This is a genomic window from Virgibacillus sp. JSM 102003 (assembly GCF_041949995.1).
In the GTDB taxonomy this organism is placed as follows: Bacteria; Bacillota; Bacilli; order Bacillales; family Amphibacillaceae; genus Lentibacillus.
In genome coordinates this window covers 1-24,306 of the sequence record NZ_JBHFQH010000022.1, presented here as the reverse complement: position 1 = coordinate 24,306, position 24,306 = coordinate 1, and the positions used below count along the sequence as shown (strand labels likewise).

Below are 24,306 nucleotides of genomic sequence, written 5' to 3'. Positions count from 1 at the left end.
CATTAAATTGATAGGAGAATTAATTTATGGCTAGTAAAAATTATTACGACGTAACAGAGTGGCCTGTCGGTAATCCTTATGAGGATATTGGTGAGGTAATCAATAGCATTATAGCAGATGTTAAAAGTAGACAAACGGACACTGATATGAATAAAGGCGGAAAGCCGGGTGCGGTTATCTATATTCCACCGGGTGATTATCATCTTGGCAGTCAAGTAGTTATAGACATCAGTTATCTTAAAATTATGGGTTCTGGACATGGATTTACATCTTCGAGTATTCGTTTTAATACTTCTGAGAATGAATGGGCGGATTTGCATGAATTGTGGCCGGGAGGAAGTCGCATACTCGTAGATATTCCCCTAGAAGTAAATGACGAGGAATATAAAGGAGCCGCATTTTATATTGAACGAAGTGGAAACCCCCGAATAAGTTCGGTAGAGTTTTCTGACTTTTGTATTGATGGTTTGCATTTTATTGAAGATGGTTCAGGAGAAACAACTCCGGAAAACACATACACTAACGGGAAAACGGGTATTTATGTTGCAAGTGCTTGTGACTCATTCCGGATTACAGGCATGGGGTTTGTGTATTTAGAGCATGGAATTACTATTTATCATGCAGATGCACTGACTATACATGATAATTTTATAGCAGAATGTGGTAATTGTATAGAACTAAGAGGTTGGGGACAGGCTTCAAAAATAACCGATAACTTGATAGGAGCCGGTTTTAAAGGATATTCAATTTACGCTCAAAATTTTGGTGGCCTTTTGATTACAGCGAATAATGTTTTTCCACGAGGTGCGAGCAGTATCTATTTTGATGGTGTAACACGTTCCAGTATCACAAATAATAGACTTCATTCATTTTATCCAGGAATGGTGGTATTCAGGAGGAATTGTTCAGAAAACTTGGTTTCTTCAAATCACTTTTTACGTGACCATGAACCTTGGACACCTTTTATGGGGATAGACAATGGTTTAGATGATTTGTATGGTCTTCTCTATATTAGTGGTAATAATAACTCTGTAATTGCTAATCACTTTTCTAAAGTATTTAATACTCAAAACATTAAGCCGGTAGGTGCAGAACCTGTAATCATGCGTATTGTTTCGGGTAATGGAAATTTTATTTCTAATAATCATGTTGTTGCCACGGAGGTTCAAGCCAAGATAAGCGATTCTTGTTTCTCTGCGCAAGTAGACGCTTTGTTGAATACCGAAGCATCAGAGCCGCTTACCGTAACAACAGTATTAGTAGAAAAAGAATCGCTTCAAAATACGATTCTTGATTCGGGGAGTGATGCACAGGTTGTTATGGACAAGACTGTAAATGCATTCAGATCCACTCCAACGCCAGGAGGATAAATAATATATTCAATGTGGTAATTTTTGTTCCAAAGTTTCAATTGCAAGTCGAACACTTGAATTATTTCGTTTGTCAATTATTTTTGTCCGGGTTGGAATAGGCATTTTGTAAAGATCCGCTAGCCCTTATATTATCGTAAGCTGACATATATATGATTAAAGTGTGAGTTTTTTAGAAGTCTAGTTGTTAGCTCCCACAATTAACGATACAATGTAAGAAGTATATTTATAGTTAAGGAAGGAGCAATCATTTTGGCTACATATCCAAACGTAAACGAAACAAAAGAGCTTATTAAACAACTGGTTTCAATACCGAGTCCATCAGGTAACACGGAGAAAGTTATTCAATATGTGGAGGATTTTTTACATGATCTGCAGGTGGAAACAATGCGCAATCGTAAAGGTGGCTTAATTGCGACATTACCTGGGGCAAATGACAAGGAACACAGAATGTTAACCGCACATGTTGATACACTAGGTGCTATGGTTAAAGAAGTGAAAAGTAATGGCCGTCTGCGTCTTGACCTTATCGGTGGTTTTAAATATAACGCTATTGAAGGTGAGTACTGTGAAATCCAAACCACCAGCGGCAAAGTTTACACAGGAACAATCCTAATGCATCAAACTTCCGTCCATGTCTATAAGGATGCAGGAAAAGCTGAGCGTAACCAGGAGAATATGGAAGTACGTATAGATGCAAAGGTTGAAAATGCTGATGATATTCGTGCACTTGGTATTGAGGTAGGGGATTTTGTTTCCTTCGATCCTCGTGTTCAGATAACAGATAACGGTTTTATCAAATCACGCCATTTAGATGACAAAGCAAGTGTTGCCGGCCTTATGCAACTTATAAAAAGGGTTAAAGAAGAAAATATCACATTACCTCATACAACCCATTTTCTAATTTCAAACAATGAAGAAATTGGCTATGGTGGTAACTCCAATATAAATCCTGAAACAGTCGAATACCTGGCTGTAGATATGGGTGCAATGGGCGATGGACAAACCACTGATGAATACACCGTTTCTATTTGTGTGAAGGATGCCAGCGGACCATATCATTATGGATTGCGTAAGCATCTTGTAGAGCTTGCAGAATCAAATAATATCGGGCATAAATTGGATATTTATCCGTACTATGGTTCTGATGCATCAGCTGCTATCAGGGCGGGGCATGATATTATTCATGGACTTATCGGACCGGGAATTGATTCATCCCATGCATACGAACGGACACATGAGTCGTCATTAGATTATACAGAACAACTTCTTTATCAATATGTACTTTCTGAAATTGTATCCTACTAAGGAAGTAATGGCCCGGCACACGCTGGGCCATTTTTTTAAGTAAAAATACTTTGTATACAAAATATATTTACACAAACAATATTATCGTATATACTAATAAAAGTATGCTTGAAAGGGGTATTCCTTGTGTCTATGGATAAAGCAATTGGTTCAGCATCGGTTCGGCTTAGCAAAAAAATTACACGCATTATAAACTACTATTTAAAATCATTTAACATTACAACAGAGCAATGGAGTGTTCTCCGTACATTAAACGAATCTGGTCAGGTTACACAAAAGGTATTGTCTGAACGGGCGGATAAAGATCAGGCAACATTAACAAAAATCCTTGATCTGTTGGAAAAGCATGAGTATGTGTATCGCGTCCGAAATCCCGAAGATAGACGTTCTTTTTTAATCAACATTACAGATAGAGGCTCACAACTGGCTGAAGAAATTAGACCCTATCTCGAGGAAATTTATCTCAAAATAATTAATGATATTGATAAAGATCAACTAGCAATTTTTCAAGAAGTTTTGCATTCACTGGAGAGCAACATTGATTCACAACTAGACGAAGCAAATAAATAGAAAGAAGGAATTTATTTTTATGGGTAGAAATACATCAAGATTATGGACGTCCCAATTTATAGTCATTGTCGTGATGGCTTTTTTATTTTTTCTATGTTTACAATTACTGACTGCAGGTTTTCCTGCATACATTATGGAGATTAAAAAGAACCCAACACAGGCTGGTCTGATGACAACGGTCTTTATGGGGGCAGCGATCTTAACGCGTCCGCTGATCGGCTATTTGATTCATAAGGTCGACGTTAAAGTAATGAGTATTATTACGCTGATCTTGTTGGTACTAACGATTGGCCTGAGTTACGGACAGACTTCCGTAAGTCTCCTGCTATGTCTGCGGGCATTGCATGGAGTTGCATTTGGTATTATTACTACCATACTCTCTACTTTAGCGACAAACATTATTCCGGTTAAACGGCTTGGGGAAGGCATTGGCTATTACGGATTAGCTACGAGTGTTGGTACAAGTGTGGCCCCAATGTTTGCCATTTCAATGCTGCAGCTATACTCGTACAATCTTTTAATTATATTGTCCATTGTAATGACAATTGCTGCATTGGTGCTTGGATTTTTTGTGAAAACTCCTAAGATAAGTACCTCTATCGATACAGATAAAAAAATTTCATTTAAGGAATATGCATTTGATAAGAAGGCATTACTTCCGTGTATTTTAGCAATGTTTTTTACAACGACTTTAGGAGGAGTAATCAGTTTTATGAGTGGTCTTGGCGCGGAAGCTAATATTGGAGCATCTGTTTCATTATTTTTCCTTGTGATGACAGTTATGATGGTTATTGTTCGTCCATTCTCCGGGCGATTGTATGATAATCTGGGACATAAAATCATCATTTATCCTGCTACAACCGCTGGTATTATCGGATTATTTCTTTTATCGATTACCCAGAATACGATTACATTGCTTATAGCTGGGGTATTGTACGGTTTTTCTTATGGCATTATGACACCAACTTTACAGGCAATTGCTGTTGGTTTCGTGGAAAAAGAAAAGCAGGGAACTGCCAACGCCATGTTCTTTTCATCGATGGATCTGGGAATTGCAGTTGGATCAACAGGGCTTGGTGTGCTTGCGTCCCTTACAAGCTATCATTTCATTTATGGTTTTTCCATTATTAGTTTGCTAGTATTGCTGCTGCTTTATACATTTGTGTTTGTTCGGGGTGAAAAAACGAAGGTAACGACATTATAAGAAAAGGGAAGCCACCAACGCTGATTGGTGGCTTTTGCTTTAATTTACAGTACATATTGATATATACAGAAAAAGTGAAATAGGCTTCCGAACAGAATGAATATATGAAAAATCTCGTGGAATCCCATATGTTTAAATGATAGAAACTTAGGCTTGAGCCAGTAGATAATCGCCCCCACGGTATAAAAAAGTCCTCCAAGGATTAGCAGAGTCATTCCGTTCATACCTATGATTGGCGCAAGTGCAGGGCTATAGAATACTACAATCCACCCCATCACAACGTATAATGCTGTAGACAGCCATCTGGGTGAGTGAAACCAAACTAATTTAAATGTTACGCCAGCAATTGCGATACTGCTGATCACTGCAAATAATACCCAGCCGGTTACGCCCTGTAAACTTATTAAGCATAGAGGTGTATATGTACCAGCGATTAATACAAATATCATGGAATGGTCAATTCGCCTTAAAAAGGCAATGACATGATCTTTTGCTACAACCATGTGATATGTTGCAGAAGCTGCATATAACAAAATCATGCTAATACCAAAAATTATCACGGCCATGATTGCTAGCATCGAATCTGTCGTTGCTGCTGCTTTTATGACCAAGGCAAGTAATCCCGCAAACGATAAAATAGCGCCAAACAAATGTGTCAGACCATTAATTGGCTCACGTATATAAATCCCCATATTATGAAACACCTTCTTAACTAGTATGTAGTTTTAGAAACTATATGACGATGATATATCTATGTTAATATGTAGTCAATGATTAGTGGTAGAGGCTCTTATAAGGTTTTTTAAGAAGCTAGTATATTTTGAACTGAAAGAAGGTACTGCAAAATGAGATTAAGCATTCTCGACCAGGCTCCGATATCAAATGGTAAAACAGCAAATGAAGCATTAGCAGCATCGATAAAACTGGCCCAGACTGGTGATGATTTGGGTTATACACGTTATTGGATTGCCGAACATCATGATTTACCTGGATTAGCTTGTCCTGCACCAGACCTTATGCTTGGAATGATTGGAGCGCAAACCAAACATATCAGAATTGGTGCTGGTGCTGTACTGTTACCTCACTATAAGCCCTTTAATGTTGCAGAAAGATATAATATGCTTGCAACTCTATTTCCGAATCGTATCGACCTTGGGGTAGGACGCGCTCCTGGTGGATCAGCTGAGGCAAGCATTGCGTTATCAGGCGACTTTTTAAAACAGGTAAACCAGTTTTCTGATTCAATTGATGAAGTCCTGCAGTTTTTACATAATCGTTTCCCAAAGGATCACATGTATTCGAAAATAAAGCCGTCCCCTATCCCAACGTATTCACCAGAGCCGTGGTTACTTGGCACAAGTGAAAAAAGTGCAATATTGGCTGCTGAAAAAGGCCTTCCATATGTGTATGGGCATTTTATGAGTGATGCAGATGGTCCTTCAATCGTTAGGCAATATACAAAAAAACATTTAGAAAGGATTGTTACAGTGTCAGTCATTTGTGCAGAATCAACAGATAAAGCTAATGAATTGGCATTGAGCAGTCAGCTTTGGAGCGTGCAGCGTGCAAAAGGTGATGGCAGCGGACGTATCCCATCTGTTGAAGAAGCTAAGGCGTACTCTTTATCGGATGAAGAAAAAGAAACAATTAGGAAAATGCGACGCAAAATGATTATAGGTGATCCAAAAGAAGTGAAACAGCAGCTTGAACAACTGCAACTGCTTTACCAGGTAGATGAGTTTATGCTTGTTACGATTACACACAGTTATGAGGCAAGAGAGAAATCGTACGAGTTAATTGCAAAAGAAATTTTAGCAGATAACTAATATGGAGGGGAAACGATGATTGACTTACGAAGTGATACAGTGACTAAGCCAACACCAGAAATGCGGCAAGCGGCCTTCGATGCAGTAGTTGGCGATGATGTATACCAGGAGGATCCAACGATAATAGAATTGGAGGAGTTAGCTGCTCAAAAGCTTGGCAAAGAGGCTGCAATGTTTGTTCCAAGTGGAACGCAGGGGAACCAGATTGCCGTATTGACACACTGTCAGCCAGGGCAGGAAATTATTTTAGAAGCAGATTCCCATATTTTTATATATGAGGGTGCATCCATTTCAGCGCTTGCAGGTGTCCAGCCAAGAACCATAGCTGGCAAGAATGGTGCAATGGATCCCACTGAAGTTCAAGCGGCTGTTCGTGGAGACGATATACATTTGCCGGAAACAGGGCTTATTTGTCTAGAAAATACCCATAATCGTGCGGGTGGAACAGTTGTTTCACTTGATAATATGCAAGCAATTTTTGAAATGGCCCAGCAGCAAAATATACCTGTTCATCTGGATGGGGCACGTTTGTTTAATGCGGCAATTGCTACAGGAATTGATGTAAAAGAATTTGCGGCGTATACTGATACGGTTCAATTTTGCCTGTCTAAAGGATTGGGTGCACCTGTAGGCTCGATAATTGCAGGATCTTTTGCATTTATCAAAAAAGCAAGGAAGTGGCGTAAGCGCTTAGGAGGCGGATTAAGACAAGCAGGCATCATTGCTGCACCAGGTTTAGTCGCATTATGCACAATGGTTAACCGGCTAGCAGAAGATCATGAAAATGCGCAACTATTGGCAGACGGGTTGAAAGAAGTAAGCGGCTTAACAATCGAAAATAACGTCGATACAAATATTGTGCTTGTAAATACTGAAGAAGCTGAATTACGTGCAGAACAGTTTTTAGCTATGCTCAAGGAATCTGGTATCCTAGCAGTACCATTTGGTCCATATACGGTCCGCTTTGTTACGCATTTTGATGTAACGCAAGAGGAAATTCGGAGTGTTATCGATCGAATTGGTACGTTGGCAGGTGCGAATAGATAAAGTTCGACACGGAAACGATAAACATCGACTTTAAATCGATAAAGGTTGAAGTGAAAACGATAAACATCGACAACAAAACGATAAAGATTCAGGGTGTGCTGTTCCTCTTCAAGGGCAGTACACCCTGTTTTTTTATTCGAATATACGCCTTGAGACCTAGTTCAAAATATGGCTGTGGATCATTACAAGGACGCTGTTTAATCGGTATGATTGATTTATGAAAGGAGGCGGGATACATGAAAAAATTTATGTTGTTCGTCGGAGGATTGGTTGCATTTTTTATTTTGCTGGCTAATCTTGGTCCGATGATTTTACTAGGAGTCAGTGTATGGCTGCTGTATATCATCTTTAAAGAGTTCATTAAAAGTGACTCTGCAGCGGGAAAAATTGGCTGGGTAATCGCTGGTTTGTTTGTATTAGGTATTGGAATGTCAAACATCTATGCAGTAATCGGCATTGCAGCAGCATATGTGTTGTACCTAATTTACACAAGCTGGAAAGATGATGATCAATCAGTTGAACAAGTTGTAGAAGAAAATGACCCATTCACAAACTTTGAACGTCAATGGGCAGAAATAAACAAGTAAATTTAAAGGAGCGATTTTCGATGACAAATATATTTACACGGATAAAAGATTCAGTTTCGTCAGATCTTCATAATATAATGGATCAAAAGGAACAGAAAAATCCAATTGCAGCTTTAAATCAATATTTACGCCAAAGTGAGCAGGAAAAGGAAAAAGTACGTAAGCTTGTTGAGCGTCAATATAAATTGAAAGATGAATTTACCAGAGAATATCATAAGGCACAGGATCTTGCCGATAAACGCCTGAAACAAGCAGGTATCGCAGAAAAAGCAGGAGAAGAGCAAATGCATGAATTTGCTGTAAAAGAGCACGAAGAGTATCAGGTGCGTGCAGATCGTATGAAAGCATCACGTGAGGAAGCACTTGAACAGTTGGAAACATTAGAACAAAAATATGAAGAGATGAAGCATAAACTGAAAGATATGCATTTGCGCAGAATGGAATTAATGGGTCGCGAAAATGTCGCACATGTGAATCATCAAATAAATAAAGTAGTGGATGAATCATCAGAAAAACCTTTTTCACGCTTTGCTGAAATGGAGCAGTACATTGAAAGTCTTGAAAACAAAGTAAACACTTCCTATTACAGAAGCACATTTGACAGTAAAATTGACAAACTGGAAAAAGAAATGCAAGAAAAGGCAAATTAACAGCATTATGTATCAACATGTGAAAAAATGATATACTGAAAGGCGCAGTCCTTCTGCGTCTATTCGGCTAGCGTCAGTGCTTAGTGGCTAGTGTACTTCCCTCCCTGTGCTTACGATAAGTCAAGCTAGATGCCCTACAGGATGTAGGGTAGTTCGACGATGCCACAGGACGTGGCGTTTTAGTCGAACGTCCTAAAATCTGCTTTCCTTTATCTCGCACAGGTCAGTCCAGTCCATACGCCACTATACAAGCACCTATGCTTTTGCTACTACATAAATTGAGAGGGGGTCACTTCATGTTTCAACGTTTGTCGACAGATACATTTAACTGGATATTGATAATTGGAGTGATTCTTTTTGTAATAGAAGTCGCCTTTTTTCATGGTGGGATGATTTTTTCAGCTTTATTTTCGGGCTTTTTCATCTATATCGGTTGGAAAAAATTCTATCGACTTTGGGGAAAGATTTTTTTCTGGTTCGGGGTGGTTGGCCTAGTCTTTGCTGTCTTAAATATGCTGGCAGTCCGTTTCTTAATTCTGGCAGCTATCGTTTTATTTATCATAAACTACTCCAAGTCAAAGCAGGAATCAGAACAAATAAATCCAAGATTAACGGTAACCGAAGAGATGGAAAGTAAAACTGTTACACAATTGAAGCCATTGTTTAACCATAAAGTTTTCGGGGATCAACGTACGGAAGATACTGCATATCAATGGCGGGATATTAATATTCATGCAGCTTTTGGTGATAGGGTAATTGATTTAAGCAATACTGTTCTTCCTAATGATACTGTAGTGATTTCGCTACGTCATATCATTGGTAATGTTGAAATACACGTTCCTTACGAAGTAGAAGTAAGCGTACATCATAGTGCCGTTTTTGGGCGTGCTCATATTCTTGGAAAGCATCATTGGAAGTTGATGAACCAATCTCTCCTCTATCAGACAGAAGACTATGATACAACTTTTCCACGCGTGAAAATTGTAACGTCAGTACTTTCCGGAGATATTGAGGTGAAGCGGATATGAATCCTATTTCACGTCACGTATTCACCGCAATTTTATTTACCTTGCTAATCACAATAATTATGATTGGGGTTACAATGGCAGCTTTTCCACTCGATAACTGGTCGTTAATAATTGATCGAACGATTTATGATATACCGTTTTTAGTATTTGTGCTTGGAATACCAGTTGTTGCAGGTGCAATTATTGGTGTAACTACTGGATGGTACTGGCGACAACGGCTGCAGCGTGTTTCGAAGCATTTAGATGAAATTGCCAAAGGTCAAAAGCTATCTACCGATGATGAAGCTTATAAAGAGCTTGATAAAATTCAACAATTGATGGAACAAATTCAGGAAAAAATACGAATTCAAACTGAAAATGCACAACGATTGGTTACAGAAAGAGCGAATGAACGAGAAAAGAGTTTACAAGAAGTCGTCGTACAGGAAAGGAATCGATTGGCAAGAGAACTGCATGATTCGGTCAGTCAGCAGCTGTTCGCAGCGTCGATGATGATGTCAGCCATTAATGAATCGAATCCGCCTGATGATGCATCGATCAAACAACAGCTGCAAATGGTCGAGAAGATGATTCATCAGTCACAGCTTGAAATGCGTGCATTACTCCTTCATTTGCGACCTGTTGCACTAAAAGGGAAATCCATACAGGAAGGTGTAGAAGAACTGTTGGTTGAACTTACACAAAAAGTACCAATGGAGATTGACTGGAAAGTAGAAGCACTCACCATTGATAAAGGTGTGGAAGACCAATTATTTCGAATTCTGCAGGAATCTGTTTCAAACACGCTTCGTCATGCAAAAGCGTCTTCATTCCACGTCATGTTAATTGAGCGAGATGAAACTGTAATTATGCGTGTAGTTGATGATGGAATAGGATTTGATATGGAGCAGGTTAAAACCAGTTCATATGGACTTCAGAATATGCGTGAACGTGCTTTTGAAGTAGGCGGTACGCTTAAAATAATCAGTTTGCCAAATGAAGGAACAAGATTGGAAGTAAAAGTCCCAAGCTTTAGAAAAGAAGGTGAAAGTAATGATTAACGTACTGTTTGCTGACGATCATGAGATGGTTAGAATAGGTGTTGCAGCCTACCTGTCAGCTCAACAAGATATTGATGTTATTGCTGAGGCTGGTGATGGTGGAGAGGCAGTTGAATTAGCCCTGGATTTAAGGCCAGATATCATCTTAATGGATTTGGTGATGAAAGAAATGGACGGAATTGAAGCAACAACGAAAATTATTGAGCAATGGCCTGAGGCAAAGATTATTATCGTGACAAGCTTTCTAGATGATGAAAAGGTGTACCCGGCGCTTGAAGCAGGTGCAACAAGTTATATGCTGAAGACCTCAAAGGCAAACGAAATTGCCAAAGCAATCCGTGCAACCTATGATGGCCAATCTATTTTGGAGCCTGAAGTAACGGGGAAAATAATGCACCGAATGCGCGAAAAACCTGTCGATAGCCCGCATGAACAATTAACTGATCGAGAGATGGAAATACTTATGCTTGTTGCACAAGGTAAAACAAATCAGGAGATTGCTGATCAGTTATTTATTGCCTTAAAAACAGTGAAAGTTCATGTTAGTAATGTTTTGGGGAAATTGGAAGTACAAGATCGAACACAAGCAGTTATTTATGCCTTTAAAAATGATTTAGTTTAGTCTTTTTTGGTGAGTATTGCTGCTTTTTAATCTTCGAAGTTGATATAAACTGCGAACTAACTATGGGAGTCCTATTGTAGCATTTAGCGAGGCTCCCTAACGGCGCAGCTGGAATATACTCGCTTTCCGTGGACTCACCACGAGCCTCCTCGCTCGCAAAAAACGCTCACTGTGGGGTCTCTTAGGCTCGCTGTTCCACAGGAGTCTCGCATATTCCAGCTGCTGGTTTAGATGGTCTAGAATCTTGTTTATATCATCACAACATGCATTTATTTTTTGAATATGTGAGCAACCTAGCGGAGGAAATACATGTAGACTCCTGTGGATCGGCTAAAGACGGCCACGTCCTGTGGCCAACGCCGACACTAGAACATCGTGTTCGTCGAGCTGAGGCCTAGATGAGACTACGCAGCGACGTAGGAGCAAGGAGGCTCATCAGCCGCCCACGGAAAGCGAAATGTATTTCCGGAGCGGTTTAATAGCACACAAACTTGATAATAATTAGTTCGCAGTTTTTATCAACTACGTATTAAATCCAACCATAAAAAAATGACCATTCTAACATTCTTACCTGTTATGATTCGTCTTTAAAGTGAAAAGTTCAGGTTAAGTCCCTGGCTTTTTGTAATATCTTTCGACCAAGTTATAAATGGAAACGAGTTCATATAAGATAATTAACTCGGGAGGAAAAGTAGTAGGGTGGCTATCACTGTTTTTAGTTATCTCCTCATTGTCATCCCAGAAAATTTCCGTTAATTGTTTGAGCTGCTTATGATGTTTTGCAGACGTATAATTGGTTTTATTTTGCAATGAATAAGATAGCTCTGATACAGCTTTTAATATGTCAGTTCGTTCTTCTTTTGACCATGAAATAGTTTTCAGCGGTGTATTAATTAGATTATCGATATGATAATGAATGAGCCGTAACCGAAATAGATGATCCTGCGCAGATTGGAACTGAGCTTTTTCCGTTCCAACCAAAGGGTGATATTTAGTTTCTTCTCTTTGGAAACGGATTAATGTTTCTGTTTGATGAATTGTTTTATCCAGCTGGTCAACTTGCTTCTGATCAATAGTCTCAATTTCCTTATCTTTCTCCTCCAAAATATCCCGAAATACTTCTTCTATGACAACCCCTGTTTTTTTTCTGATCTGCTGTATCTTTTGGATAATGTCTTTCGTATAGTCTGGCGGCAAAACAAACATATTGACGGCGGTCGAGACGATTAACCCAGTAGTTGTAGTACCTAATCGGATAAAAAATGATATTAAATAATTGCTATGAATCACCTCAACCATTGCAACAGCGGTAAGTGTTGCAACAAGCAAGCCTGCATGCAATTTAAACTTGAAACATGTAGCAATTGTAAACACAGCTGCAAGTGAATAGGTAAGTGGTGAATTACCAAAAATAGATATAAATAGTACTGCATATGCCGACCCGATTGCAGAGGCAGGAAAACGAATAAGTCCTTTTTTAATTGAGTCTGAAACAGTTGGTTCAATCGTAACAATAGCTGTTATAACGGCAAAAACGGGCGGCCATTCTAATAGAACACAAATCCATGCAGTTATAAAAATTGCCACGCCAGTTTTGACAACCCTGCTGCCAGGGAAATTAAAATGCTTCATATTCTGATTCACTCCAAATTATGATTCATATCATATTCTTCCATAGTTTAGCCAATTTGCAAATCTTTTTTTGCTTTAATTGTAAAACAAAGGCTTTCACTACTGGTTCTCGAAGATTAGTCAATTTTTTTAAAAAAAAGGGTTGCATTTTCTAAATAAAACACATAAACTGTTTTATAACAATTAAATAAAAACTTATCTGTTATATAAAAGAAAGGAGGAAATACATTGAATACCCCAATCTGCCCGGAGTGCGGAAAGCAAATTGACGATCGCAGCTACACATTAGAATGTGATTATTGCCTGTCAAAAAAGGAAGAGTAAATTTTTTTTGGGTATATTGTTATATAACAATATATATAATTAGTTGTTGTATTATAACAAAAAGGATGTGAATAAATGCTGACAAAAAATGAAAAAGTACGGATAAATAATCAATTGGGTAAGAAATTTGATGAAGTCTTAACAGATGATGCTTTAAACTTTATCGCTAAACTTCATATTCACTTTGAAGAAAGACGAAAAAGGTTGTTAGAACTTCGAAACGAGTTACAAAATGGTCAACAGGAATTGGATTTTCTGCCGGAAACAAAAGATATACGAGAAAGCAAATGGACAATTGAACCATTACCAACTGACCTGCTGGACCGGCGGGTTGAGATCACTGGCCCGGTTGATCGGAAAATGGTTATTAATGCACTGAATTCAGGTGCCAAAGCCTTCATGGCAGACTTTGAAGATGCAACATCTCCGACATGGGAAAACGTCGTTAATGGCCAAATTAATTTAAAAGATGCCATTCGTAAAAAGATCGATTTCAAGGGAGATAATGGTAAAGAATACAAGTTAAATGATAGTACAGCTGTATTAATGGTACGTCCACGTGGATGGCACCTTGAAGAACAGAATCTTACAATCAACGGTAAACCGGTTTCTGCTAGTTTAGTAGATTTTGGACTCTATTTTTTTCACAATGCAAGAGAATTGTTAAGTCGTGGGTCTGGCCCTTATTTTTATTTGCCGAAACTTGAAAATCACCTGGAGGCACGTCTTTGGAACGATGTATTTGTCTTTGCACAGAATGAACTTGTTATACCACAAGGTTCAATAAAAGCTACTGTATTAATTGAAACAATAACAGCAGCTTTTGAAATGGATGAAATTTTATATGAATTACGTGAGCATTCAGCAGGGCTTAATTGTGGCAGATGGGATTATATCTTCAGCTTTATTAAGAAGTTCCAAAGGCATCCTGAGGTCCTTTTTCCAGATCGTTCTACTGTAACAATGGATGTTGCATTTATGCGTGCCTATTCCTTACTTGCGATTAAAACTTGTCATAAGCGGAACGCACCGGCAATAGGCGGAATGGCTGCACAGATTCCAGTAAAAAATGACCCAAAGGCAAATGATGCATCATTTCAAAAAGTTCGTGCAGATAAAGAACGTGAAGTAACGGACGGACATGATGGAACGTGGGTTGCACATCCGGGAATGGTTCAGTTTGTAAAAGATATATTTGACAAAGGAATGCCAGAGTCGAATCAAATTTCAAGGAAACGAGAAGATGTAGTTGTTTCACGCGAAAATTTGCTGGAAGTACCTCAAGGAAAAATAACGGAACAAGGAGTGCGAACAAACATAACGGTAGGTATTCAATATATAACAGCTTGGCTTCAGGGACGTGGCGCTGTTCCAATTAATCATTTAATGGAGGATGCTGCCACAGCAGAAATTTCACGTGCCCAATTATGGCAATGGATTCGTCATCCGAAGGGAGTCCTTGAAGATCAGCGGAACGTTACATTGAAAATGATAGACGAAATAGTACAAGAAGAATTTGAAAGTGAAAATTATAAAGAAGCTTCCAGTTTATTCAGGGATCTTATCGCGCGGGATGATTTTGTTGAATTCTTAACAATACCAGCATATCAACAATTAGTGAAAGGGGACATTAATAATGGAAAGTAACCGGGTAGAACAAATTAAACGTGAGTGGGATCAGAATTTACGATGGGTTAATGTTGAACGACCATACAATGCAGAGGATGTCGTTCGTTTGCGTGGGTCAATAGATATTGAACATACGTTAGCGAAAAGAGGGTCAGAAAAATTATGGAATTTGGTGAATAGTAATAGTGGCTATGTGAATGCATTAGGAGCACTGACAGGAAATCAGGCAGTGCAGCAAGTTAAAGCAGGATTGAAAGCTATTTACTTGAGCGGCTGGCAGGTAGCAGCAGATGCTAATATGTCCGGTCAGATGTATCCGGATCAAAGCTTATACCCAGTCAACAGTGTTCCAAATGTAGTACAGCGAATTAATCAGGCATTACAACGTGCAGACCAAATCCATCATGCAGAAGGAGATAATTCGATCGATTGGTTTGCGCCAATTGTAGCAGATGCAGAAGCAGGTTTCGGCGGGCAGTTAAATGTTTATGAACTAATGAAGTCCATGATTGAAGCGGGTGCCTCAGCAGTGCATTTTGAAGACCAGCTTTCATCGGAAAAAAAGTGTGGTCATTTAGGTGGAAAGGTATTGTTACCAACACAGACAGCAGTTCGAAATTTAATTTCAGCACGGTTAGCAGCAGATGTAATGGGAACACCAACTGTAATTATTGCCCGGACAGATGCTAATGCGGCTAATTTAATTACAAGTGATGTTGACCCATATGATGAGCCCTTTTTGACTGGTGAACGGACATCGGAGGGATTTTTCAAAACAAAAGCAGGAATCGATCAGGCGATCGCCCGCGGGTTAGCTTATGCACCATATGCTGATTTAATCTGGTGTGAAACATCAGAACCAAACCTGCAGGAGGCACAAAAATTTGCCGATGCTATTCATGAAAATTATCCTGGTAAACTTTTAGCATATAACTGTTCACCATCCTTTAACTGGAAGCGCAAACTTTCTGAGCAGGAAATGGCGAGTTTCCAGGATGAACTTGCACAGATGGGCTATAAATTTCAATTTGTAACGTTGGCAGGGTTTCACGCACTAAACCATAGCATGTTTGAACTTGCAAGAAAGTACAAAGATAACGGAATGGCAGCATACTCTGAATTGCAGCAAGCTGAATTTTCCAGTGAAGATTTTGGGTACAGTGCCACACGTCATCAGAGGGAAGTTGGTACTGGATATTTTGATGAAGTGGCTCAGGTAATATCTGGTGGAGAATCATCAACTTCAGCGTTAAAGGGGTCAACGGAAGAAGAACAGTTTACTAAATAGAAATTTCAAGGACACTTTCTTCGGGGGGAGTGTCCTTTTTGTGATTGTTTAGAAAGAAGAAATACTTTTTTTCACTGTATAAAACTTGGCTAACTTGGTTATTAGCCAAGTTTTATAATGGAATTTATATCCTAAATCAGGAACTAGATGAGAATCATGGGTATTTTGCAGTATGAAGAACAATAATTACCTTGTTATTAGAAAAGTATTTTCAGTTTAAGGATTGGTTAGTTTGCCTGTTGTTGTGCGTATCGCCTCTTTATTACAAAACACTATAAAAAATGAAATACAATTGTAATATTTCTATTACATTCATGTCATTTTTAGATGATATAATACGAATTACCTAAAAAGATAGATACATAATCTATAATTATTTATCAAATTATTGCAATTTACCCACAAAATCGAGAAATATTTTACATAAAGAAAAACGGAAGCGGGGGAATAGAAAGATGAAAAAAACAATAAGTATAATAGCCACAACAGGTGTGGTTATTTTAGGGAGTACGTTTTTAACTGATTCTGTTTATGCTGAGACGCCGAATAACTCACAATCTGAACGTTCTACAATAAATGCCAATCTATCAAAAGCTGAGGAGAAGATAGCCGATGTAATGATAGAGTTGGAGGATTTAAACGAAAAAATAGACAGTGTTAACAGCGCTCTGGAACAAAATAAGAATAAAATGAATGAAACTGCTGATAAAATTAAAGATACAAAAAATGAGATAGAAACAATTGAACATGAAGTTAACGATTTGGAAGAAGATATTAAGGTACGTAATGAAATTTTGAAAGATCGTATTGTTTCTTATCAAAAAAACGGTGGAGACGTTAACTATCTAGAGGTAATTTTTGGATCTAAAAGTTTTAGTGACTTGATTGGTCGAGTTTCTGCTGTTACAAAAATAGCTGAATCAGACAATAAACTTATGCAACAACAAAAAGAAGATAAGGCAGTTCTAGAAGAAAAAAGAGAATCTGCTGAGAAAAAGCTTGATGAATTAAAGGAAATGAAAAAAGAATTAGAAGGTATGAAAGATACCATCCTTGCACAAAAGGAACAGAATGAAGCAGTTAAAAAGAAGTTAAAAGAAAAAGAACAGAACCTTAGAGCGCTGAAATCGAATTTGCAGGATAAGAAGAGAAGTCTTGTAACAATCAATCGGGAAGTTGATCAGCGTTCAGGAAATGTACATAGCAGTTCAGAGTCATCTTCAAGCTCTAATGGCGGGGATCTGACAACTCTAAGTAAAAGAGAAGAGAAAGTTCCTAGTGGGAGTCTTAGTGAAGTGATGAATGCAGGAATGCCATATCTTGGAACTCCATATGTTTGGGGTGGGGGCTCGCCAAGTGGTTTTGATTGCTCTGGATTTATATCATGGGCATTCGCACAGGCTGGAATTTCAGTACCTTCCAGTACTGCTCAATTGCAATATACTGGCACCAAAGTATCCTATAGTAATATTCAGCCAGGTGATCTAGTATTCTTTAATACTTATAAAACGAATGGTCATGTCGGTATATATTTAGGAAATGGTAAATTCATAGGTTCACAAAATAGTACTGGGCTGGCAATCGCAAGCATGAATAACAGCTATTGGAAAAGTCACTTTGCCGGACATGTACGGCGCGTAAGATAATTTAATATTTTAATATCAAAAAGATCTATCCAAATTGGGTAGATCTTTTTATGCGAGCATATTAGTTACAAAAAGTAAGTATGACTTGTATAATTGTTTGCGGAACTATTAATTAACAGCAGATAGATAAATAGAGGAGGCACACATACCAATGTATGAATTAAAAGAGTATCGGAAAGCATCTCATGATATTGATCCTATCTTTATTAAGAGATGGTCACCAAGGTCATTTTTAAATAAGGAAGTTCCTGAAGATGTATTGAACACAGTTTTTGAGGCAGCAAGATGGGCACCATCAGCGGCAAATGTTCAGCCATGGCGGTTTGTAGTTGCACGTACAGAGGTAGATCATGGAAGGTTTCATTCGTTCATCTTTGATGGTAATGTAGCATGGTGTAAAGATGCACCGGTATTGATAGCTGTTGTTTCTAAAAATGATGCAGAATTTATGGGAGGAGATAATCCTTCACATGCTTTTGACACAGGTGCTGCATGGGGCTACTTAGCCTTGGAGTCAGCTCGAAACGGCTTGGCAACACATGCTATGGGTGGATTTGACAAAGCTAAAGCGAAAGAAGTCCTAAATATACCTGAAAATTATTCGGTTCATGCTATTGTTGCGATTGGTTATCAAGGGGAAAGAGAAGATTTACAACAACAATTACAGGAGCGAGAAAAACCTTCTGACCGTAATGAAATTGATACATTCATTTCGGAGGGAACTTTTGCAGAAAAATTATAACAAGCAAAAAATGGTCTCCAATAGGTGGGGGCCATTTTTCGTCTTCCATTAGCCTTTTATAAAATGTTACTATCCTAAAAGGAGTTGATGTAATTAAAATAAGGCGTTTAGAGTTGTCCATTTCGGGTTAAATTACATATGATATCCCTTAATTTTTCTCCCTTATTTATTATAATCCTATATTACCAAAATACTATCACAAGAAAGGAACAATTATGGAAAAACATACTTATAAAAATCCCGTATTTTTCGTATCTGCAATCTTTGTATCATTATTAGTAATTATCGGTGCTATCATGCCAAAAAAGTTTGGAGAAGTGGCAAGCGACCTATTTTTATTTACAACCATTAATTTTGGTTGGTTTTATTCTCTGGCAGTATTTATCTTTGTTATATTTTTAGTTGGATTGTCGTTCGGCAAATATGGAAAAGTTCGTCTTGGAGACCAGGATTCACGTCCTGAATATCCATTTTTCACTTGGATTGGCATGCTGTTTTCAGCAGGGTTTGGTGCAGGCCTGGTATTTTGGGGTGTTGCCGAACCAATGAGCCATTTCTTTGAAACACCATTTCCGGAGATTGGTGCCCAAACAGAGGAAGCAGCTAGAATTGCAATGGGTTATGCGTTCTTCCATTGGGGTGTTAGTCAGTGGTCGGTGTTTGCAATAGTAGGTTTGGTAATAGCATTCCTGCAGTTTAAAAAAGAAAAGAAAGGTTTGATTTCCACTGCAATCCAACCGGTTGTTGGTAAGAACAAAGGGTTAAGTGGAACCATCGACTCGTTAGCAGTTATTGCGACTGTAATGGGTGTGGCAACCTCGCTGGGACTTGGTATTATGCAAATGAATGGCGGATTGAAGAGTGTATTTGATGTCCCAAATTCGATTTGGGTACAAATGGCAATTGCAGGAGTCATGCTTGTTACCTACTTAATTTCATCAAGTACGGGGTTAAATAAGGGGATTAAATGGCTGAGTAATTTAAATTTGGCTTTATGTCTAGTATTACTAGCTTTTGTTTTTGCTGTCGGACCTACCGTTTTTATCCTGAATACGTTTGTATTAGGTCTGGGTGATTACATAACAAATTTTGTTCGGTATAGTCTGCGCTTAACACCATATTCAGGAGAAACTTGGATTCGGGAATGGACAGTATTCTATTGGGCATGGTCAACAGCATGGTCACCATTTGTAGGTGCGTTCGTTGCACGGGTGTCAAAAGGCAGAACAATTCGCGAATTTGTGTTCGGTGTACTGGTGGTCCCACCACTAATTGCATGCCTGTGGATAGCAGCCCTTGGCGGCACAGCGATTCATAGTGATTTATTTAATGGAACGAAAATTGCTGAAGCTGTAAACGCGGATATGACTGTTGCATTATTTGAAGCATTTGGTAATTTACCTTTAGCAACTATTTTGTCGTTGCTGTCGATATTCCTAATTTTTACATTCCTAGTTACATCTGCAGATTCAGCAACATATATTCTAGGTAGTATGACGTCAAAAGGCAGCTTGAACCCAGCACTGACTGTGAAAATAATTTGGGGAGTGCTTATTACTGCTATAGCTGTTGTGCTATTACTTGCAGGTGGAGGTGGTTTGGATGCCCTACAAACAGCATCTCTAGTATCCGCACTGCCATTCACGATTATTTTGCTCATAATTGTTGGAGCGTTTATTAAAATGATAAAGAAGGAACCAGTACCTAAGGATAATGATAAATAGAAATCGGAGCAGCTAAGAGAAATTTTCTTTTAGCTGCTTATTGTTAACTAGCATAATACTTTGTAATCGTAAAAGTTGTTAATCCAATCATGGTAACCATTAAGCTTGAGAAAATAATAGTTGTCTCCTGAATGACAGTCCAGCCAAACAGTATAACAATACAGTCAATAATAAAGATAATGATCCCAACATTGAGTGAGGTTGACTTTGCAATCATTAATGCTAAAAGATCAACGCCGCCAGTACTGGTTTTAGTTAATAGCATTATTCCGATACCGGTTCCAATCAGAAAACCTCCGGTAATTGCGCTAACTAATATTGGGGCAGTATGCCATGTCGATAAGGGGTGAAAATAATCAATAAGTAGTGAAGTCACCAATAAACCGTGTAATCCATTATAAAAGTAGGAGCGAAAATGAAACCAGGCATAAATATATAATGGCAGACTCAATACAATAATTGTTAAGCCCGGTTTTAGCCCAAGTGTGTATTTGGCAATAAGACCCAATCCAATTATTCCGCCATCTACTAAATGGTGTGGAATAGCAAAATAATTAATACCGATTGCAATGAAAAAACCACCGAATAAGATAGATATTATTTTTTTTAGCATATACGAATTTCACCACATATCTTGTCCATATTTATCCTTATGAAAAGGTATGTATCAATTAAGTAATTTATCCGTAAAACGTGAGGGGATTTTCAATGGCAATTATAAATTTACTATTAGTGGCTATTTTAATTTTGTTGACTGCGTTTTTTGTAGCAACTGAGTTTGCTATTGTAAAAGTGCGTAAAACACGTGTTGATCACCTTATTGAAGAAGGAAATAGGAAAGCTATGCATGCAAGGAAACTGATTGATAATCTGGATGCTTATTTATCTGCATGTCAATTAGGGATAACTGTTACAGCGTTGGGTATTGGATGGCTTGGCGAACCTGCTGTAGCTAGTCTTTTGCAGCCGGTTTTAGATAAAATAGAAATAAATTCGGCAGTTTCTCATGGTATATCAATTGCAATTGCCTTTTTCATTATTACTTTTTTACATGTAGTTGTAGGGGAATTAGCACCAAAGACTATTGCTATACAGAAGGCAGAAGCGGTGACATTATCTTTGGCAAGACCACTTATTTTCTTTTATAAAATTATGTATCCGTTTATTTGGTCATTAAATGGATCTGCCAGGTTTCTCACACGATTGATAGGTTTTAAATCGATCAATGAACAGGAGGTCGCACACTCTGAGGAAGAATTGCGGTTAATTATGTCTGAAAGCTACAAGAGTGGTGAAATTAATCAATCGGAAATGCGGTATGTAAACAATATCTTTGAGTTTGATGAACGTCTGTCCAAAGAAATTATGATACCGCGTACCGAAATGATTTGTTTTTTTAAAGAAGATAGCTTCGATGAAAATATTGAGGTAATACAGGAAGGGCAATACACTAGGTATCCTGTAGCAGATAGAGATAAGGACCACATTGTTGGGTTAGTGAACTTGAAGGAGATATTCACTGGACACATTAATCACAAACATGATTCAATTGAAAAGTTCATTCGTCCGGTAATTCATGTATCTGAAGTCACACCAATTAAACAAGTATTGGTTAAAATGCAAAAAGAACGTATTCATATGGCAATTGTAATTGACGAGTATGGAGGAACTGCTGGACTTTTAACAGTGGAAGATATCCTTGAAGAAATCGTTGGTGAAATACGTGATGAATTTGATGTCAACGAAAAACCAATGATTGAAAAAGTAAATGAAAATACGTCAATTGTTGCAGGAAAAGTCCTGCTGGATGAAATTAATGCCTATTTTGGGACAGATCTGAAGGACGATGAGGTCGACACAATCGGCGGCTGGATCATAACACATAACGTAGATGCGGAAAAGGGGACAGTTGTTGAAGAGGAAGGGTATAAGTTTATTGTTGAAGAGATTGATGGTTACCAGATAAAAAAGGTAAAAATAACGAAAAATTAGCTTACCTTACCTTTTACGTTTTGCATCTAGCTTGTTATAATGTGAGTAATTGTATAAAAGTTTTCTAGGGTTCCGCAATCCGCAATTAAGATTGGTCTGGTCCGAGAGAAAACGCACGATGAACGTGTACACGGAGGGACAAAATCCCGGGAGGATATCTTATCGATGGATATTTTCCTGGGATTTTTTTGGAGGTGTTAAGTGAAATGAATCGAAGCTGGAATATTGTATTATTGGCTGGACTCTTTGAGATAGGATGGGTAATCGGCTTAAAGCATGCGTCGAGTGTGGGAACATGGGTGCTGACTGCCTTTAGTATTTATTTGAGTATGCATTTATTAATTATTGCTTCGAGAAAGCTTTCGGTAGGTACGGCATATGCAGTTTTTACCGGAATGGGTACTGCTGGGACAGTTATCTTAGAAATCGTGTTGTTTGGTGAGCCGTTTAATTTAGTGAAAATTTTATTGATTATACTATTGCTTTCTGGTGTTATCGGACTTAAAACAATTACCACTGAGCAAGAAGGGGAGCGTGTATAATGGGCTGGATTTATTTACTGATTGCTGGATTTGGCGAAGTGGCAGGAGTAATGGGAATTAATATGGTCAATAAAAAGAAGAGCGTTTCTTCGTTTGGGTGGTTGTTTGGCGGATTTGTGGTAAGCTTTATCTTTTTGACAATTGCAATGGATTCTATTCCAATGAGTACTGCATATGCAATTTGGACCGGAATCGGTACGGTTGGAAGTGCTATAATTGGAATGATTTTATATGGCGAATCAAGAGATTGGCGCAGGCTATTATTTATAAGCATGGTTCTCTCAGCAGCAGTTGGATTGAAACTGACTTCTTAGTATGTTTAACTTTTTCTGATATCGGATACACGTAAATTAAGGAATTGAAAGGAGTGCCGATATCTAATGAATCTTAACGAGCAAATTAAACAACTGGAGAATGTTAGAAAAGACGGTGCGAACAAGGTGTTTTCCATGTATCTTAATACAGACCCTTCTGACCCGGAGCAACAGGCGGGAGAGTGGAAAATACATCTGAAAAATGGTCTGCGGAATTTTGAAAGCTATTTGGAAGAAGATGATAACAAGGAAGAACTTAAGAATTTTCAACTGATAAAGCAAAAGGTTGAAAAGTACGTGCATGCTAATGAACAGCACTTTAGAAAGGGCATTGTCTTATTTGCAACTGCTGATGAAGATGTCTGGTATGCAGCACGTGTTCAAATGCGATTGAAAACGGAATTTTTCTGGGAAGAAACAGCAAAAATTGAACAACTTAAAGAACTAAAGGATAACTTTCCGAAATCCGGAATTATCCTTGTACAGCAAAATCAAATAAAAGTAATGGAAACGCACCTTAATGAAATAGAGGATACAATCTACTACGAACTTGATATTAATACAGATGATTGGCGGCAATTTTCAGGTCCACATAAAGCAGATGCATCCATGGGATCTGGTGGTAAAAGTCTGCAGCAGGAAAATTTCAGGGATCGATATGAAGCAAATAAACAACGTTGGTATAAAAGTATTGCACCAAAATTAGACAAGAAAGCAAAAGACCATGGGTGGGAGAAGATTTATGTTGTAGGTGAATCTGACGCATCACACGAGCTAGAAGACCAGATGAACAAGTCAGTTGATCAAGTTATTCATAAAAATATGCTTGACCATGATGAAGAAAAGGTTCTGGAAGAAGTATTTGGCTAAGTCGAAGTAGGTTAAAATTACAGAGTGAGTGCGGGTAGAAACATCAACAGAACAGCGTGAACATCGACAGATAATACGAAATAAGTCGTATCCATATTCTTTTTCAGAGATAAATCGATGATTATAAAAAGAGGCTGGGACATAACTAGAATTTCTACCTTAAAGACGAATAATAACAGGATAAGTTGTTTGGATCGTTCATTTTCAATGGCTAAATCTAATATGTAATTGATATAAACCTCGACATAGTGAAGATATTTTATTATTCTAATGATAGTTGAGTGCTTAAATTCGTTCCGGCAGAATACTTCGCTTTCCATGGGCACGACCTCAGCCTCCTTGCCCCGGCAA

General features: G+C 38.2%; 24 protein-coding genes and 1 riboswitch. Of the genes, 20 read left to right on the top strand and 4 right to left on the bottom strand.

What is annotated here, in order from left to right:
- Positions 1-26 precede the first annotated feature (26 nt).
- From ACE1TG_RS18325 to ACE1TG_RS18310, 4 genes are all read left to right on the top strand, one after another.
- Complete coding sequence (locus ACE1TG_RS18325) at positions 27-1,370, top strand: NosD domain-containing protein (RefSeq protein WP_375053857.1); 1,344 nt, start codon at positions 27-29, stop codon at positions 1,368-1,370.
- Between the two features lie 252 nt (positions 1,371-1,622).
- Positions 1,623-2,678 carry a M42 family metallopeptidase gene (locus ACE1TG_RS18320; RefSeq protein ID WP_375053856.1) on the top strand — a complete coding sequence of 352 codons (1,056 nt, stop codon included), beginning with the start codon at positions 1,623-1,625 and terminating at the stop codon, positions 2,676-2,678.
- Between the two features lie 132 nt (positions 2,679-2,810).
- Positions 2,811-3,248 (top strand): MarR family winged helix-turn-helix transcriptional regulator, encoded by a 438-nt coding sequence (locus tag ACE1TG_RS18315; RefSeq protein ID WP_375053878.1) that lies wholly within the window; start codon positions 2,811-2,813, stop codon positions 3,246-3,248.
- A gap of 19 nt (positions 3,249-3,267) precedes the next feature.
- Positions 3,268-4,452 carry an MFS transporter gene (locus ACE1TG_RS18310; RefSeq protein ID WP_375053855.1) on the top strand — a complete coding sequence of 395 codons (1,185 nt, stop codon included), beginning with the start codon at positions 3,268-3,270 and terminating at the stop codon, positions 4,450-4,452.
- A 44-nt stretch (positions 4,453-4,496) separates the two neighbouring features.
- Here the strand turns inward: ACE1TG_RS18310 and trhA are convergent, their stop codons facing one another.
- Positions 4,497-5,144, bottom strand: a complete 648-nt coding sequence (trhA, locus tag ACE1TG_RS18305; protein WP_375053854.1) for a PAQR family membrane homeostasis protein TrhA — start codon at positions 5,142-5,144, stop codon at positions 4,497-4,499.
- A 153-nt stretch (positions 5,145-5,297) separates the two neighbouring features.
- On the opposite strand from trhA, the gene ACE1TG_RS18300 reads away from it, so the two are divergent.
- The 7 genes from ACE1TG_RS18300 to ACE1TG_RS18270 all read left to right on the top strand — a co-directional run bounded on the left by ACE1TG_RS18300 (position 5,298) and on the right by ACE1TG_RS18270 (position 11,252).
- Positions 5,298-6,278 carry an LLM class flavin-dependent oxidoreductase gene (locus ACE1TG_RS18300; RefSeq protein WP_375053853.1) on the top strand — a complete coding sequence of 327 codons (981 nt, stop codon included), beginning with the start codon at positions 5,298-5,300 and terminating at the stop codon, positions 6,276-6,278.
- Positions 6,279-6,293: 15 nt separating this feature from the next.
- The gene (ltaE, locus tag ACE1TG_RS18295) at positions 6,294-7,325 is read left to right on the top strand and encodes a low-specificity L-threonine aldolase (RefSeq protein WP_375053852.1); all 1,032 of its coding nucleotides are present in this window, start codon (positions 6,294-6,296) and stop codon (positions 7,323-7,325) included.
- A 236-nt stretch (positions 7,326-7,561) separates the two neighbouring features.
- The gene (locus ACE1TG_RS18290) at positions 7,562-7,912 is read left to right on the top strand and encodes a lmo0954 family membrane protein (protein ID WP_375053851.1); all 351 of its coding nucleotides are present in this window, start codon (positions 7,562-7,564) and stop codon (positions 7,910-7,912) included.
- 20 nt (positions 7,913-7,932) lie between these two features.
- Positions 7,933-8,562 (top strand): PspA/IM30 family protein, encoded by a 630-nt coding sequence (locus tag ACE1TG_RS18285; protein WP_375053850.1) that lies wholly within the window; start codon positions 7,933-7,935, stop codon positions 8,560-8,562.
- A 296-nt stretch (positions 8,563-8,858) separates the two neighbouring features.
- On the top strand, positions 8,859-9,590 hold the full coding sequence (gene liaF / locus ACE1TG_RS18280; RefSeq protein ID WP_375053849.1) for a cell wall-active antibiotics response protein LiaF: 732 nt from the start codon (positions 8,859-8,861) through the stop codon (positions 9,588-9,590).
- Complete coding sequence (locus tag ACE1TG_RS18275; RefSeq protein WP_375053848.1) at positions 9,587-10,630, top strand: sensor histidine kinase; 1,044 nt, start codon at positions 9,587-9,589, stop codon at positions 10,628-10,630. Before liaF ends, ACE1TG_RS18275 begins: the two co-directional genes overlap by 4 nt.
- Entirely contained in the window at positions 10,623-11,252 is a 630-nt protein-coding gene (locus ACE1TG_RS18270) for a response regulator (RefSeq protein ID WP_375053847.1), read from the top strand. The genes ACE1TG_RS18275 and ACE1TG_RS18270 overlap by 8 nt, the downstream gene beginning before the upstream one ends.
- Positions 11,253-11,858: 606 nt before the next feature.
- On the opposite strand, the gene ACE1TG_RS18265 is transcribed toward ACE1TG_RS18270, so the two are convergent.
- Entirely contained in the window at positions 11,859-12,884 is a 1,026-nt protein-coding gene (locus ACE1TG_RS18265) for an FUSC family protein (RefSeq protein WP_375053846.1), read from the bottom strand.
- A gap of 399 nt (positions 12,885-13,283) precedes the next feature.
- Between ACE1TG_RS18265 and aceB the strand changes: the two genes are divergently transcribed.
- The 5 genes from aceB to ACE1TG_RS18240 all read left to right on the top strand — a co-directional run bounded on the left by aceB (position 13,284) and on the right by ACE1TG_RS18240 (position 20,237).
- Complete coding sequence (gene aceB, locus ACE1TG_RS18260) at positions 13,284-14,855, top strand: malate synthase A (RefSeq protein WP_375053845.1); 1,572 nt, start codon at positions 13,284-13,286, stop codon at positions 14,853-14,855.
- Complete coding sequence (gene aceA, locus ACE1TG_RS18255) at positions 14,845-16,125, top strand: isocitrate lyase (RefSeq protein ID WP_375053844.1); 1,281 nt, start codon at positions 14,845-14,847, stop codon at positions 16,123-16,125. The genes aceB and aceA overlap by 11 nt, the downstream gene beginning before the upstream one ends.
- A gap of 455 nt (positions 16,126-16,580) precedes the next feature.
- Positions 16,581-17,771 carry a C40 family peptidase gene (locus ACE1TG_RS18250; RefSeq protein WP_375053843.1) on the top strand — a complete coding sequence of 397 codons (1,191 nt, stop codon included), beginning with the start codon at positions 16,581-16,583 and terminating at the stop codon, positions 17,769-17,771.
- A 151-nt stretch (positions 17,772-17,922) separates the two neighbouring features.
- Positions 17,923-18,513 (top strand): nitroreductase family protein, encoded by a 591-nt coding sequence (locus ACE1TG_RS18245; RefSeq protein ID WP_375053842.1) that lies wholly within the window; start codon positions 17,923-17,925, stop codon positions 18,511-18,513.
- Positions 18,514-18,728: 215 nt separating this feature from the next.
- Positions 18,729-20,237 carry a BCCT family transporter gene (locus ACE1TG_RS18240; RefSeq protein WP_375053841.1) on the top strand — a complete coding sequence of 503 codons (1,509 nt, stop codon included), beginning with the start codon at positions 18,729-18,731 and terminating at the stop codon, positions 20,235-20,237.
- Between the two features lie 43 nt (positions 20,238-20,280).
- Here the strand turns inward: ACE1TG_RS18240 and ACE1TG_RS18235 are convergent, their stop codons facing one another.
- The gene (locus ACE1TG_RS18235) at positions 20,281-20,850 is read right to left on the bottom strand and encodes a YitT family protein (protein WP_375053840.1); all 570 of its coding nucleotides are present in this window, start codon (positions 20,848-20,850) and stop codon (positions 20,281-20,283) included.
- A gap of 95 nt (positions 20,851-20,945) precedes the next feature.
- Here ACE1TG_RS18235 and ACE1TG_RS18230 point away from each other — a divergent pair, with 95 nt between their 5' ends.
- The 4 genes from ACE1TG_RS18230 to ACE1TG_RS18215 all read left to right on the top strand — a co-directional run bounded on the left by ACE1TG_RS18230 (position 20,946) and on the right by ACE1TG_RS18215 (position 23,955).
- Positions 20,946-22,229 carry a hemolysin family protein gene (locus ACE1TG_RS18230; RefSeq protein WP_375053839.1) on the top strand — a complete coding sequence of 428 codons (1,284 nt, stop codon included), beginning with the start codon at positions 20,946-20,948 and terminating at the stop codon, positions 22,227-22,229.
- Between the two features lie 53 nt (positions 22,230-22,282).
- Positions 22,283-22,384: riboswitch (guanidine-I (ykkC/yxkD leader) on the top strand.
- Positions 22,385-22,435: 51 nt separating this feature from the next.
- Positions 22,436-22,771, top strand: a complete 336-nt coding sequence (locus ACE1TG_RS18225) for a DMT family transporter (RefSeq protein WP_375053838.1) — start codon at positions 22,436-22,438, stop codon at positions 22,769-22,771.
- Positions 22,771-23,085, top strand: a complete 315-nt coding sequence (locus tag ACE1TG_RS18220) for a DMT family transporter (RefSeq protein WP_375053837.1) — start codon at positions 22,771-22,773, stop codon at positions 23,083-23,085. The genes ACE1TG_RS18225 and ACE1TG_RS18220 overlap by 1 nt, the downstream gene beginning before the upstream one ends.
- Positions 23,086-23,151: 66 nt before the next feature.
- Positions 23,152-23,955 (top strand): VLRF1 family aeRF1-type release factor, encoded by an 804-nt coding sequence (locus ACE1TG_RS18215; RefSeq protein ID WP_375053836.1) that lies wholly within the window; start codon positions 23,152-23,154, stop codon positions 23,953-23,955.
- A 17-nt stretch (positions 23,956-23,972) separates the two neighbouring features.
- On the opposite strand, the gene ACE1TG_RS18210 is transcribed toward ACE1TG_RS18215, so the two are convergent.
- Positions 23,973-24,281: a hypothetical protein gene (locus ACE1TG_RS18210; RefSeq protein ID WP_375053835.1), complete on the bottom strand. Its 309-nt coding sequence runs from the start codon at positions 24,279-24,281 to the stop codon at positions 23,973-23,975.
- Positions 24,282-24,306: the final 25 nt, after the last annotated feature.

Excerpts from the sequence above, each read along its gene's own strand:
- ACE1TG_RS18325 (WP_375053857.1), top strand. The coding sequence starts at position 27 with ATGGCTAGTAAAAATTATTACGACGTAACAGAGTGGCCTGTCGGTAAT.
- ACE1TG_RS18315 (WP_375053878.1), top strand. The coding sequence starts at position 2,811 with ATGGATAAAGCAATTGGTTCAGCATCGGTTCGGCTTAGCAAAAAAATT.
- ACE1TG_RS18310 (WP_375053855.1), top strand. The coding sequence starts at position 3,268 with ATGGGTAGAAATACATCAAGATTATGGACGTCCCAATTTATAGTCATT.
- trhA (WP_375053854.1), bottom strand. The coding sequence starts at position 5,144 with ATGGGGATTTATATACGTGAGCCAATTAATGGTCTGACACATTTGTTT.
- ACE1TG_RS18300 (WP_375053853.1), top strand. The coding sequence starts at position 5,298 with ATGAGATTAAGCATTCTCGACCAGGCTCCGATATCAAATGGTAAAACA.
- ltaE (WP_375053852.1), top strand. The coding sequence starts at position 6,294 with ATGATTGACTTACGAAGTGATACAGTGACTAAGCCAACACCAGAAATG.
- ACE1TG_RS18290 (WP_375053851.1), top strand. The coding sequence starts at position 7,562 with ATGAAAAAATTTATGTTGTTCGTCGGAGGATTGGTTGCATTTTTTATT.
- ACE1TG_RS18285 (WP_375053850.1), top strand. The coding sequence starts at position 7,933 with ATGACAAATATATTTACACGGATAAAAGATTCAGTTTCGTCAGATCTT.
- liaF (WP_375053849.1), top strand. The coding sequence starts at position 8,859 with ATGTTTCAACGTTTGTCGACAGATACATTTAACTGGATATTGATAATT.
- ACE1TG_RS18275 (WP_375053848.1), top strand. The coding sequence starts at position 9,587 with ATGAATCCTATTTCACGTCACGTATTCACCGCAATTTTATTTACCTTG.
- ACE1TG_RS18270 (WP_375053847.1), top strand. The coding sequence starts at position 10,623 with ATGATTAACGTACTGTTTGCTGACGATCATGAGATGGTTAGAATAGGT.
- ACE1TG_RS18265 (WP_375053846.1), bottom strand. The coding sequence starts at position 12,884 with ATGAAGCATTTTAATTTCCCTGGCAGCAGGGTTGTCAAAACTGGCGTG.
- aceB (WP_375053845.1), top strand. The coding sequence starts at position 13,284 with ATGCTGACAAAAAATGAAAAAGTACGGATAAATAATCAATTGGGTAAG.
- aceA (WP_375053844.1), top strand. The coding sequence starts at position 14,845 with ATGGAAAGTAACCGGGTAGAACAAATTAAACGTGAGTGGGATCAGAAT.
- ACE1TG_RS18250 (WP_375053843.1), top strand. The coding sequence starts at position 16,581 with ATGAAAAAAACAATAAGTATAATAGCCACAACAGGTGTGGTTATTTTA.
- ACE1TG_RS18245 (WP_375053842.1), top strand. The coding sequence starts at position 17,923 with ATGTATGAATTAAAAGAGTATCGGAAAGCATCTCATGATATTGATCCT.
- ACE1TG_RS18240 (WP_375053841.1), top strand. The coding sequence starts at position 18,729 with ATGGAAAAACATACTTATAAAAATCCCGTATTTTTCGTATCTGCAATC.
- ACE1TG_RS18235 (WP_375053840.1), bottom strand. The coding sequence starts at position 20,850 with ATGCTAAAAAAAATAATATCTATCTTATTCGGTGGTTTTTTCATTGCA.
- ACE1TG_RS18230 (WP_375053839.1), top strand. The coding sequence starts at position 20,946 with ATGGCAATTATAAATTTACTATTAGTGGCTATTTTAATTTTGTTGACT.
- ACE1TG_RS18225 (WP_375053838.1), top strand. The coding sequence starts at position 22,436 with ATGAATCGAAGCTGGAATATTGTATTATTGGCTGGACTCTTTGAGATA.
- ACE1TG_RS18220 (WP_375053837.1), top strand. The coding sequence starts at position 22,771 with ATGGGCTGGATTTATTTACTGATTGCTGGATTTGGCGAAGTGGCAGGA.
- ACE1TG_RS18215 (WP_375053836.1), top strand. The coding sequence starts at position 23,152 with ATGAATCTTAACGAGCAAATTAAACAACTGGAGAATGTTAGAAAAGAC.